At 66.7% G+C, this 12,102-nt stretch carries 13 protein-coding genes; 9 read left to right on the forward strand and 4 right to left on the reverse strand.

The features are described from left to right. Positions 1-13 precede the first annotated feature (13 nt). The 3 genes from AB0M24_RS09920 (at position 14) to AB0M24_RS09930 (ending at position 3,483) form a co-directional block, all read left to right on the forward strand. Positions 14-475, forward strand: coding sequence for a DoxX family protein (locus tag AB0M24_RS09920; RefSeq protein WP_363763579.1), 462 nt, complete (start codon positions 14-16; stop codon positions 473-475). A gap of 58 nt (positions 476-533) precedes the next feature. After that, a complete protein-coding gene (locus AB0M24_RS09925) occupies positions 534-1,763 on the forward strand; it encodes an MFS transporter (protein ID WP_363763581.1) in 1,230 nt (409 codons plus the stop codon). Between the two features lie 319 nt (positions 1,764-2,082). Continuing rightward, on the forward strand, positions 2,083-3,483 hold the full coding sequence (locus tag AB0M24_RS09930) for a serine hydrolase (RefSeq protein ID WP_363763584.1): 1,401 nt from the start codon (positions 2,083-2,085) through the stop codon (positions 3,481-3,483). 35 nt (positions 3,484-3,518) lie between these two features. On the opposite strand, the gene AB0M24_RS09935 is transcribed toward AB0M24_RS09930, so the two are convergent. Genes AB0M24_RS09935 through AB0M24_RS09950 form a run of 4 tightly spaced genes read right to left on the reverse strand, consistent with a single transcriptional unit; the run spans position 3,519 to position 5,534 of the window. Beyond that, entirely contained in the window at positions 3,519-4,109 is a 591-nt protein-coding gene (locus AB0M24_RS09935) for a nitrile hydratase subunit alpha (protein WP_363763587.1), read from the reverse strand. Then, positions 4,102-4,368, reverse strand: a complete 267-nt coding sequence (locus AB0M24_RS09940; protein WP_363763590.1) for an SH3-like domain-containing protein — start codon at positions 4,366-4,368, stop codon at positions 4,102-4,104. The genes AB0M24_RS09935 and AB0M24_RS09940 overlap by 8 nt, the downstream gene beginning before the upstream one ends. Next, the gene (locus AB0M24_RS09945; protein WP_363763593.1) at positions 4,361-4,612 is read right to left on the reverse strand and encodes a hypothetical protein; all 252 of its coding nucleotides are present in this window, start codon (positions 4,610-4,612) and stop codon (positions 4,361-4,363) included. The genes AB0M24_RS09940 and AB0M24_RS09945 overlap by 8 nt, the downstream gene beginning before the upstream one ends. A 1-nt stretch (position 4,613) precedes the next feature. Continuing rightward, positions 4,614-5,534: a TIGR01777 family oxidoreductase gene (locus AB0M24_RS09950; protein WP_363763596.1), complete on the reverse strand. Its 921-nt coding sequence runs from the start codon at positions 5,532-5,534 to the stop codon at positions 4,614-4,616. 74 nt (positions 5,535-5,608) lie between these two features. Between AB0M24_RS09950 and AB0M24_RS09955 the strand changes: the two genes are divergently transcribed. The 6 genes from AB0M24_RS09955 (at position 5,609) to AB0M24_RS09980 (ending at position 12,090) form a co-directional block, all read left to right on the forward strand. Beyond that, positions 5,609-6,793 (forward strand): DUF222 domain-containing protein, encoded by a 1,185-nt coding sequence (locus AB0M24_RS09955; protein WP_363763599.1) that lies wholly within the window; start codon positions 5,609-5,611, stop codon positions 6,791-6,793. A gap of 284 nt (positions 6,794-7,077) precedes the next feature. Continuing rightward, the gene (locus AB0M24_RS09960; RefSeq protein WP_363763602.1) at positions 7,078-8,106 is read left to right on the forward strand and encodes a substrate-binding domain-containing protein; all 1,029 of its coding nucleotides are present in this window, start codon (positions 7,078-7,080) and stop codon (positions 8,104-8,106) included. Positions 8,107-8,139: 33 nt separating this feature from the next. Further along, positions 8,140-9,438 (forward strand): extracellular solute-binding protein, encoded by a 1,299-nt coding sequence (locus tag AB0M24_RS09965; RefSeq protein ID WP_363763605.1) that lies wholly within the window; start codon positions 8,140-8,142, stop codon positions 9,436-9,438. Then, positions 9,435-10,310, forward strand: a complete 876-nt coding sequence (locus AB0M24_RS09970; RefSeq protein WP_363763607.1) for a sugar ABC transporter permease — start codon at positions 9,435-9,437, stop codon at positions 10,308-10,310. The genes AB0M24_RS09965 and AB0M24_RS09970 overlap by 4 nt, the downstream gene beginning before the upstream one ends. Further along, entirely contained in the window at positions 10,310-11,143 is an 834-nt protein-coding gene (locus tag AB0M24_RS09975) for a carbohydrate ABC transporter permease (protein ID WP_363763610.1), read from the forward strand. The genes AB0M24_RS09970 and AB0M24_RS09975 overlap by 1 nt, the downstream gene beginning before the upstream one ends. Then, positions 11,140-12,090 (forward strand): hydroxyacid dehydrogenase, encoded by a 951-nt coding sequence (locus tag AB0M24_RS09980; protein WP_363763613.1) that lies wholly within the window; start codon positions 11,140-11,142, stop codon positions 12,088-12,090. The genes AB0M24_RS09975 and AB0M24_RS09980 overlap by 4 nt, the downstream gene beginning before the upstream one ends. Positions 12,091-12,102: the final 12 nt, after the last annotated feature.

Raw genomic sequence — 12,102 nt, forward strand, 5'->3', positions numbered from 1 at the left:
GAGAGGGAGATCGATGTCGCGTCCAGAAACCACACGCCGCGAATCAGCGGAAGAACGGATCTCGCGTTTCACGCGGGACGCCGGAATTCCGCTGCTCCGCATCGGACTGGGGGTCGTTTACCTCTGGTTCGGCGTGCTGAAGCTCTTTCCCGGTGGCAGCCCTGCCCAAGATCTCGTCGAACGCACGGTGTCCGCGCTGACGTTCGGGATCATCACCGGAGATTTGGCCAGATTGAGTGCCGCGATCACGGAAATCGGGATCGCGCTGGTTCTGCTGAGCTTCCGCGCACCACGATTGTGCGCGGTCCTGCTGATCGGTCACGTCGTGCTGGTGTCGACACCGCTGGTGTTGTTCCCCGGCGAGATGTGGTCAGGTCCGCTGCAGGCGTCATTCGAAGCGCAGTACATCCTGAAGAACCTGGTGACCGTCGCCGCCGCGGTGGTCATCGCCTCATCGCACCCTCGCGTGCGATAACGCGGGAGCCGCTCATCCCCCAGGACGGGCGGCTCCCGCTGCTGTACGTTCACTTTTCATGGGGGAATCGTTCGCGCCTTTGGCGCATCCTGCTTTTCGCTGGCTGCTCACAGCCAGGGTCACGACCATGGTGGGCAACTCGATGGCGCAGATCGCGCTCGTGTTCGCCGTGCGGGACGTGACCGAGTCGATCACCACCCTCGGCGTCGTCGTCGCGGCGCGCTCGATCTCGAACGTCGTGTTCCTGCTGTGGGGCGGTGTGGTCGCGGATCGCCTGCCCCGGCAGCTCGTGCTCGTGGGGTCGTCCACGGTGTCGTTCCTGAGCCAGGCGCTGCTCGCGGTGCTGGTGCTGACCGGGACGGTGTCGATCCCGATGTTCGTCGTGCTGGCGGCGGTGAACGGCATGTCGAGCGCCTTCTCCTTCCCCGCCTCGGCCGCGCTGGTTCCGCAGACGGTCCCGGTGGAGTTGCGGCAGCAGGCCAACGCGTTGCTGCGTCTCGGGTTGAACTCCTCGATGATCGCGGGCGCGTCGCTGGGCGGGTTGCTGATCGCCTTCGCCGGGCCGGGGTGGGGTCTCGCGGTGGACGGGTTGTCGTTCGGACTGGCAGCGGTGGCCTTCTCGTTCGTACGGGTGCCGGCCGCCAGGGTTGCCGCCGAGCACAAGCCGGGGATGTTGTCGGAGCTGCGCATCGGCTGGACCGAGTTCGTGTCGCGGACCTGGGTGTGGGTCGTGGTCGTGGCCTTCTTCTTCGTCAACGCGGTGCACGCGGGCGGCACGATGGTGCTCGGTCCGGTCATCGCGGACACCGTGATCGGACGCGAGACCTGGGGACTGGTGATGGCCGCGCAGACCGCGGGCATGGTGGCGGGTGCGTTCATCGCGATGCGGCTGCGGGTGCGACGTCTGCTGCTGCTCGGGTGCGCGTGTGTGGCGGCATTCGCGTTGTTGCCGTTGACGTTGGCCGTCCATCCGGTGCCGTGGGTGCTCATGGTCACCTCGTTCGTGTGCGGGGTGTGCCTGGAGCAGTTCGGCATCGCGTGGGAAACCTCGCTGCAGAACCACGTACCGGCCGACCGGCTCGCGCGGGTCTACTCCTACGACATGCTCGGGTCCATCGCGGCGATTCCGTTGGCACAGCTCGTGGTCGGGCCCGTGTCGGACGTTGCGGGGATCACCGCGACCCTGGTCGGCAGCGCGGTGATCATCGTGGTCGCGACGGCCGCCATGGTCGCGTCGCGGTCGGTGCGGTCGGTCGACAACACGCCTTCGGTTCAGCCGGTTCACTGACGGCGTTCGCCTGGTTTGTGCCAGAGTGCACGGCATGGGGAGAGTGCTGGGGGCACTGGCCGTGGTGTTGTTGTGCGCGTCGTGCGGCGAGGGCGGGCCGGTGACGACGCCGCCGGTGATCACCCCGCCGCCGGGCCACCAAGATCCGGCCTGAGCTGGAGCGGGTGTGTTCGTCGGGTGACTTCTCGCTCGACAGCACCGGGAAAGCGCTTGCTTCCCGCGATGCGCGGGTGTTCCGCGCCGATGAGACGATCATCGAACCGGCGTTGCGAGTGAGGTAGTACGATTGTATGAGATCCACTTCAAACTGGGGGAGTGAATGAAGCTCAAGCGGATCACCGTGCTGTGCACGGCGTTGACGCTGACGGGTGCCGCGCTGGCACCCGCCGCTGTTGCCGACGAGACCGGTCACCACTCGTTGGCGGAGAAACTGCGCGAGGCGATCGCCGCGCAGAACTTCAAGGACGTCATCGACCTGACGCCGCCGGCACCAGGAGCCCGGTCGGCTGGTCAGCGCGAGAAGTACGACGCCTCACCGGCCGAGCTGCGTCAGCGGTCTCAGGCGCGCATGGCCGCGGCGGGCAAGCCGTTGCACCAGACGCCGAACATGGACGCGGCGATCATCGAGCTCGACCCGTTCGGTCGTCCGGCGTCGGTGGCGAACGTGCTGCTCAGCCCGCAGTACCCGCAGGGTGTCGTGGTGCCGGTCAAGCGTTCCGGCCTGTCGACCGACCAGGTGCGGTACCGGTGGTGGGACGACGACGAGTGGGATGCGAACGGCGGCAAGGGCACGCGTGACGTGCTGGCGGGCCGGGAGAACGCGCCGATCGACTTCTCCTCGCCGTATCCCGCGTCCGTGCTCAAGCTGATGGTCGGCTTCGGCGTGCTGCGCCTGGCCGACCAGGGCCGGGTCGACCTCGACGCCGACTACGTCTACGACCCGAACCCGGTGCGCGAGGCGTGCGGCGGGCCGTCGACGAAGAAGATCCGGCAGCACTTCGACGAGATGATCACGAAGTCGCAGAACGAGTCGACCTGCGCGCTGATCAAGATGATCCACGACCTGAACGCGTGGGACGCCGTCAACCAGTCCTTCGTGGACCTCGGCATGCCGACCCTCATGCACACCGGTTCGATTCCCGGCAACGGTGGCCGCTGGATCGGCTCGAACATGAGCGGTCTCGACACCGCGAAGCTCCTGCTGCTGGTCAACGGTGGTCCGGGCGTGCTGTGGACGACGGACAAGGGCAAGCAGGTCACGCGCCACGAGCTCTCGGCGTCGGCGCGGAAGTTCTTCCAGGAGACGCTGTCGGGCCAGGGGCACAACGAGATGCTGTCGACGTCGAACTGGTGCGGCCGCTCGTACCCGGTGCAGGGCATTCCGCAGAAGGTGCCGTCGCGCTGGATCAAGCCGGACGGCACCGTGACCGTCGGCGACGCCGTGTACGACCGGGATGTGCGCCCGTGTGACGAGGTCGCTGAGGTGACGTTCGCGCACAAGACCGGCTGGGTCGACACGACGGGTTCCGACGCGGGCATCGTGAAGTCGTTCCGCGGCAAGGACAAGCGCAACTACATCGTGGTCGTGTTCTGCAACCTCGGCACCGACTACGTGGACGCCGACCGCCCCGCCGACCCGCCCGGTGTGTTCCCGGTGCTCTACACGCAGAAGTACGCGCAGCTCGGCAAGGCGATCGACACCATCATGAAGAACCTCTAGTTGCTGTTCCGGTAGTTCTGGTCCGGCACCGCGGCTCACACGGCCGCGGTGCCGATCAGTCCGTTGCGCGTGACTCTCTTCGCGAGCTCTTCCTCGGTCAGGTGGTCGGTGTTCGCGGGCCTTTTCGGCAGCACCATGTACCGCGACTCGGCGTTCGCGTCCCAGACCTGGATCTTCGTCGTCTCGGGCAGCTCGAGTCCGAACTGCTGGAGCACCTCGCGCGGCTCACTGACCACTTTGGACCGGTACGCCGGGCTCTTGTACCAGGTCGGCGACGGTCCGAGCAGTGCGATCGGGTAGCAGCTGCACAGCGTGCACACCACCACGTTGTGCACCTCCTCGGTGTTCTCCACGACCCACAGCCGCTGCACCTGCAGTCCGCCACCCATCGAGAGCCCGACTTCCGGCAGCGCCTCGTTGGCGTTCTCGATCAACCGGGCCCTGAACCCGTCGTCCACCCACGCTCGCGCCACAACGCGGAACCCGTTGGCGGGCGTGGCTTTGTGCGCGAACGCCTCCAACGCCCGATCCAGCTCGGTCGCGTCGATCAGGCCTTTCTCCTCCAGCACCGCTTCCAGCTCGCGCACCCGTGCCGCGATGGGGGAGTCGTCGTGGTCGTCACTCATCGCTGAGGTACTCCTCCCAGAGGGACAGCGTCACCGTGTGATCACCCTGCCCGAACAGTTCTCGTGCCGTGAACCGCACCAGGTACACCGGCTGCTTCCGCTCGATCCCTTGCGCTCTCAGGTCCGCCAGCGGATGCACCCCGTCGCTGCCGACGACAACGCCGGTCTTTCCCCTGGCATAACCGGGCAGCCGGGTGTGGTGATCAGGATCCACAATGGACGTTCTGACGCGATCGCCTGTCCCGTACCGCTCAGACATGGCCTTTCTCCTCGAGCAGCGTCTGAATCGCCCGGAACCAGTTCTCGTAGTACGACGACTCGTGCGACATCGTCCGCTCGACCGCGTCCCGGAACTCGTCCAGGTTGTAGACACCCCGTCCGATCAGCGCCCGGTTCATGGCGAACACGTGTGCTTCCCAGTCGGCGTGGAACATCGGCTCGTCCAGCTCCTGCACCACCGGCCCGAACCCGTCCTGCCCGCCGACGTCGTTGATCCTCGGCATCTCACCTCCTGCGCTCAGCCAGATTCTGCGCCGCCTCACCCCAGTCGCGATAGCGGAACTCAAACCCGGCCTCGGTCAGCCGCCCCGGCACGACTCTCCGGCTCTTCAGCAGCAACTCGGTGTCGCTCCTGATCGCGAACGCGCCGATCTCCGCCATCCACCTGGTCGCCGGCAACCCCACCGGCACCCGCCACGCCTTCCTCAGCTCACGCATGAAGTCCTTCTGCGGCAACGGTCCCGGCGCCGCGAGGTTCACCGCCCCCTCGATCGGCTCCCTGATCAGCAGCGCGATCGCCCGCACGAAGTCCTCGTCGTGAATCCACGACACGTACTGCCGTCCGCCGTCCACCGCGCCCCCGAGCCCCAGCCGTGCGAGCCACGACAGGTAGTCGAACACCCCACCCCGGTCCGGACTCATCACCATCGCGGCCCGGAGCGCCACCTTCCTGGTGTGCGGCGTGTCCGCCTGGTTCAGCTCCGCTTCCCAGTTCTTGGCGATGTCGACGCTGTAGGCCCAATACTCCGGCACGTCCTTTTCTTCCCCGCCGATGATTCCGGTCGCCTCGTCGTTGGGCCCGTCGAACCGATGCGCGTAAATCGTCGCCGTGCTCATCTGCAACCACACCTTGGGCGGCCGCGCGGCTTTCTGAATGGCCTCTCCGACGACCCTCGCCGACTCGACCCGCGACCGCATCATCTCTTTCAGGTTCTCAGGTGTGTACCGGCAGCTGACGCTCCGCCCAGCGAGGTTGATCACAACGTCCGCGCCGTCCACCGCCTTTGCCCAGTCGCCCAGCGTCCGCCCGTCCCAGCGCACTTCGCTGCTCCGGCCGATGATCACGACCTCGTGCCCGGCCTGGACCAACGCCCTCTGGAGCACGCCGCCGACCTGCCCGGTCCCGCCGGGAATCACGATCTTCATCTCTCCAACCCCCTCTGTGGCGGACGCTAGTCCACGCAAGCTGAGAGATCGCTGTGTCCTCTCGATTCACTTGAGTGGGTGACACCTTTTGGTCTTTTTCGGAAATGATCTCGAATAGAATTGGGGGCATGGAAGCAGTCGAAGCCATCGATGCTCTCACCTATCACCAGAAACAGATCGCCTATCATCAGGCGCAGTTTCTGCACGTCCTCGCCGACCACGCCATTACCTGCGAGGGCGATGAGTTCTTCGAGGCCGAAATCGCCGCCGCGATGCACTGGACCACGCGCTGGGCCAGCGACCAGATCATCACGGCACTGGAGATGGTGACCAGGCTGCCACAGACGGTCGACGCCCTGGAGAAGGGTGAGATCGACTTCTACAAAGCCCGCGTCCTGCACGACAAGACCATGCCCCTGTCACCAGATCACGCGGCCGAGGTCGAAGCGCGCGTACTGGTGAAGGCGCCGAACCAGACCGGCGCCCAGATGCGGCAGCTGACCAACCGCGTCGTGATGCGCGTCGACCCCGAAGGCCACAAGGACAGGGCGGAGCGCCGCAAGGCCGAGCGCTGCACGGGCATCGACAAGCTGGAAGACGACATGGCCCGCCTGTTTGCCTACCTCCCGGCCGGCCTGGCCCACAAGTGCTTCGAACGCGTCGACACCATCGCCCGCGCCGTCCGAAACCCCAAGGACCCGCGCACGCTCGACCAGATCCGCGCCGATGTCGTGGCCGACCTGATCCTGGCGACCCGCGACGGCGCCAGCTCCGTGAAAACCGAGGTCTACGTGACCATCTCCGCAGCCACGCTGATGGGCCTGTCCGAACAGCCCGGCGAACTGGCGGGCTACGGCCCGATCTCCGCCGACCTGGCCCGCGAACTGGCCGCCGACGCGACCTGGCGCCGCCTGCTCACCGACCCGGTCTCCGGCGCACCACTGGAGTTCGGCACCAGCACCTACCGCCCACCCGCCGCACTGCGCAGGTTCATCTGGACCCGCGATCGGACCTGCCGCTTCCCGGGCTGCATGCGCCCCTCGCACGAGTCGGACCTGGACCACACGATCCCGTTCCCGAAAGGCCCGACCTCCGAGGCGAATCTCGGCGCGTTCTGCCGCTACCACCACCGCGTGAAACACCGCTCAACCTGGGAAGTGGCGCAGAAGAAACCGGGGAAGTTCACCTTCGTCAGCCCGGCCGGGAAGACTTACACCCGCGAACCGGAGCCGGTGCTGGGTGATCTACCGCCGTTCTGAGGTACGCCGACGAAGTCGGCTCACCCCTAGCTGGGTTGCGCGCAAATTGAGATCCCCCAACGGAATTCTCGACATCGCAACCCGACCCTGGCGACCACCAACGCAACCGGCGCGGTCCGCCCGCAACACGCCCACGCCCCGCAACCACCCCCGCAGGGCGACCACAGAAACTCGGTCCAGCACACGCCCGACGAAGGAGGGCATGTGCTGGCTCGGCGAAGCCGTGCCCTCAACCACCGGGTTATGCTCAAACAACCGATCAAACGAACAAGGGCAGGAAGACCATGCGCGAACCCGGCGAGGCGAGACGGCAACGAATCCTCGCCGTAATAGCGTCCCGGGGCCCGGTCAAGGTGAGCGATCTGGCCGCAGAACTCGACGTCTCGATCGTGACGATCAGGCGAGACGTGGAAGACCTGGCCAGGCAAGGAAGACTCCGCAGGGGCCACGGCGTGGCCAAACCCATCACCCCGGTAGAGCAGCCCCAACCAACGACCCCGCAGAACGGCGCGATCGCACTGGTGGTCCCAGAGCGACACACGTACCTGTACGAAACGATGAACGGCGCCCGCAAGGTCCTGGAAGAAGCCGGCATGCGCGTGGTCCTGCACATCGCCCCGCAGGTCAAAGGCGCCGAGAAACCGATCGTCGAACGCGCCCTGCAAGAACCGGTCCAGGGCCTCCTGATCGCGCCGAGATGGCGCACCCAGGAAGAAGAACGAGCCGACGACTGGCTCAACGACACCGGCGTCCCGACAGTCCTCATGGAACGCAGGCCGGGCGGCCACCTCCGAGCGATGAACTCGGTCTGCTCCGACCACTGGTACGGCATGCACCTGGCGGTCAAACACCTGACCGACCTGGGTCACCGCAGAATCGTCCTGGCCGCCCGCGACGACAGCCCCACCGCGCGGGCACTCAGAAGCGCCTTCAAAGAGATCTCCAAAGATCTCGAAGACGCCATCACGGTGGGCAGCTCACCCGACACCGGACTGGTCGGCATCCTCAGGGCACACCGCGCGACCGCGACGATCCTGCACGGCGACGTCGACGCGTTGATGCTGGTCCAGCAGCTGACGGACGCGGGCATCAAGGTGCCACAGAGGTGCAGCGTGGTGGCGTACGACGACGTGGTCGCGGCGCTCGGCAGCATCCCGCTCACCGCCGTCGCCCCGCCCAAGACCGAGGTCGGCAAGGTCGCCGCGACACTGCTCCTGCAGAAGCTGGGCAACCCTCGGCAGACGGCCGAGCGCATCGAGTTGCTGCCCGAGTTGAAGGTCCGGTCATCGACTGAGCGTTTGAACGTTTCTTGACGTCAAAGCGATCAGGCGATCAGGATGCGAAGCATGCGCCTGAGTCGTCGCACACTCCTCGCGGCGGGTCTCACGGCACCACTGGCGGCCTGTTCCACTCCGCAACGCCGCGGTGCCGGAGGCCCGGTTGAGATCACGTTCTGGTCGGCCCTGCGCGGTAGCCAGCAGGTGGTCGACGCGTTCAACTCCAGTCAGAACCGCATCAAGGTGATCTTCCAGCAGATCCCCTCGGGTGGTCAGGGCGGCTACGCGAAGCTGAGCAACGCGGCCCGCGCCGGCAACGCGCCCGACGTCGCGACCATCGAGTACCCGCAGGTGCCCGGCTACGCCATCGACGGCGTCGCGCGGGACATCACCGATCTCGTCACCGACCGCCTCAAGCAGAAGCTGCTGCCCCAGGCGCTGAAGCTGACCACGTTCGACAACCGCGTGTTCAGCGTCCCTCTCGACATCGAGCCGATGGTGCTGCACTACCGCGCGGACATGTTCGAGGCCAACGGCTTCCGCATCCCCGCCACCTGGGACGAGTTCACCGAGCTCGCCAGAACCGTCAAGGCCAAGTTCCCGAACAAGCGGCTCGTGCTGTTCCCCACGGACGGCGCCATGCAGTTCGCCTGCTGGGCCTGGCAGGCGGGCGGGCAGTGGTTCGACACGGCGAACGGCAAGTGGCAGGTCTCGCTCGCCGACGGACCCACGCGCAAGGTCGCCGACTACTGGCAGGGCCTGATCGACGAGGATCTGGTGTACCGCAACGCGAGCGACAGCAAGCAGCACGACGCCCAGCTAGGCCAGGACCTGATCCTCACCAGGCTCAGCGGCGCGTGGGACGCGGGCGCCCAGATGCGTGCCAGGCCGGGTCAGAAGGGCAAGTGGCGCATCGCTCCCATGCCGGTCTGGGACCAGCCGGTCGTCGGCACCCACGGCGGCTCCACGTTCGCGGTCACCAAGGACTCCCAGCAACCCGAAGCCGCCATGGAGTTCATCGAGTGGCAGACGACCGATCCCGCCGCGCTCACCGCACGGCTCAAGAGCGGCACCAGCAGCCAGTACCCGGTCGCGCCCGGCCTGGTCGACGCGGGCGCCAAGGCGTTCCCCGGCGAGTACTACGGCGGCCAGGACATCTACCGGCTCTTCAAGCAGGAGGCCGACAAGATCCGCGACGGCTGGGTGTGGGGACCGCGGATGACCGCCACGCAGAAGGTCATGCAGGACGGCTTCGCGAAGGCCGGCGCCGGTGAGGGCACGGTGATCGACGCGGTCCGCGCGGCCCAGAGCGGCACCATGCCCGACCTCAAGGCGCTCGGACTGTCCACAGAGGAGGTCGAGCGGTGAAGAGCAGACTCGCCTGCGCCGTCCTGATGGCGCCGTTCTTCGTCCTGCTCGTCACGGTGTTCCTGATCCCGACCGGCACCGCGATCTGGCTGAGCTTCTTCGCCCAGGACCAGCCAGGACTCGGCTTCGGCCCGGAGAGCACGGTGTTCGTCGGTCTCAGGAGCTACCTCGCGGTGCTGAGCGACCCGACGTTCCTCGGCAGCCTGGGCACCGTCGTCCTGTACTGCCTGATCTACATCCCGATCATGGTGCTCGGCGCGCTCACCCTCGCGCTGCTGCTGGACTCCGGCGTGGCGAAGCTCAGGAGCTGGGCGCAGATGGGCCTCTACCTGCCGCACGCCGTGCCGGGCATCATCGCCGCCGTGATCTGGCTCTACCTCTACACGCCGGGGCTGAGCCCGATCATCGACCTGTTCGCCAAGGGTGACATCCACATCAACTTCCTCGGCATCAACACGGTACTGCCGTCGATCGTGAACATCGCCCTGTGGAGCAACCTCGGCTACAACATGGTGATCTTCTACGCCGCGCTCCAGGCCGTGCCGCGCGAGGTGCTCGAAGCGTCCGTTGTGGACGGAGCGGGCCCGGTGAAGCAGGCAGTCCGGATCAAGACGCCGCTGGTGCGCGGTGCGGTCGTCACGGTCGGCATCTTCACGCTGATCTGGGCGTTGCAGCTGTTCACCGAACCCGTGCTGCTCAGCCAGTCGACCCAGATGATCAGCGCCAGGTTCTCGCCGAGCATGTACATCTACGACGCCGCCTTCACCCGCAACAACTACGGCCTCGCCGCGGCCGCGTCCGTGATCCTGCTGGCCTTCACGATCGCGCTCTCCTACGGCGTCACGCGCTGGACGAACAGGAAGGCCGCCTGATGACCCTCCTCGGCCGCACCACCGTCAACTTCGTCGTCGGCGTCGCGGTGCTCTACACCCTGCTGCCGGTGCTGTGGCTGCTGCTCGCCGCCACGAAGAACGTCGACGCGCTGTTCCAGAGCGACCTGCTGTCGCTGAGCAACTTCTCGTTCGTCGACAACGTCAAAGAGCTCTTCGCGATGGACAAGGGCCTCTACCCGCGCTGGTACCTCAACAGCGTCCTGTACGCCGTCGTCGGTGCCGCCGCGAGCGCGTTCATCTCGATGGCGGCGGGCTACGCGTTCGACAAGTACGCGTTCCGCCACAAGGAGAAGCTCTTCGGCCTCGTGCTCGCCGCCGTCATGGTGCCGCAGACCGTGCTCGCGCTGCCGCTGTACCTGATGGCGTCCGGCGCGGGCCTGGTCAACACGTTCTGGGCGGTGTTCATCCCGGTGCTGTTCAACCCGTTCGGCGTCTACCTCGGCCGCATCTTCAGTCAGGGCTACGTCCCCGACGAGGTCCTGGAAGCCGCGCGGATCGACGGCGCGGGCGACCTGGCGACCTATTTCAAGGTCGCGTTCCGGATGCTCGGCCCCGGCGTGATCACACTGTTCCTGTTCCAGCTCACCGCGATCTGGAACAACTTCTTCCTGCCCATGGTCATGCTGTCCGACCAGAAGCTCTATCCGGTGAGCCTCGGCCTGTACCAGTGGAACAGCTCCGCCACCGTCAGCCCCGAGTACTACCCGGTGGTGATCATGGGCTCGCTGTTCGCCGTGCTGCCGCTGATCCTCGCGTTCATGCTGCTGCAACGGTTCTGGCGCGCCGGTCTGACCGCGGGAGCCGTCAAGTGAGGGCCGCGGGTGCGATGTCCTCGGACGCTCAGAGGTCCGTCCTCGCACCCGTGCTCGACCAGCTCAGGGAGATCTGCGACTTCGGCCCGGTCACCCAGGACCTCGCCACGATCCCGGACGTGGATCTGCTCGTCACCGGCTGGGGTTGCCCGCCGATCACCGCGGACGTCCTGGAGCGGCTGCCGAGTCTTCGCGCGATCGTGCACACCGCGGGTTCCGTGAAGGGCTTCGTCACGGACGCCTGCTGGGACCGCGGCATCGTCGTCTCGTCGGCGGCGTCGGCCAACGCGCTGCCCGTCGCCGAGTACACGCTCGCGATGATCCTGTTGAGCGGCAAGCGCGTGCTGGAACGCGCCCGCTCGTACCGGGCCACCAAGAAGATCACCTACTACGACATTCCTGCTGGTGTTGGCAACTACGGTGCCACCGTCGGCATCCTGTCCGCGTCGATGATCGGCCGCAGGGTGATCGAGCTGTTGCGGCCCTACGATTTTGACGTGCTGGTGCACGACCCGTTCGTGACCGAAGTGGACGGTGCCGAGTCGGTGGGTCTCGCCGACCTGTTCCGGCGCAGCGACGTGGTCAGCGTGCACACGCCGTTGCTGCCGGAGACCAGGGGACTGGTGAGCCGCTCGTTGCTCGGTCTGCTGCGCGACGACGCCGTGCTGATCAACACCGCTCGGGGTGCGGTGATCGACCAGGACGCGCTGGTCGATGAGGCAGGCCGGATCAGGGTGGTGCTCGACGTGACCGATCCCGAGGTGCTGCCGCAGGACCACGCGTTGTGGCGCTGCGAGAACGTGCTGATCACGCCCCACTTGGCAGGGTCGCAGGGCAACGAGTGGGGGAGGTTGGCCCACCACGCGGTCGCAGAGGTGCGGAGGTGGGTCAACGGAGAGGCGTTTCAGACTCCGGTGCTCGCGGAACGAAGGGAACGGATCGCGTGAGCGCTGCCGGTG

The sequence above is a fragment of the Lentzea sp. NPDC051838 genome (assembly GCF_040681245.1).
In the GTDB taxonomy this organism is placed as follows: domain Bacteria; phylum Actinomycetota; class Actinomycetes; order Mycobacteriales; family Pseudonocardiaceae; genus Lentzea.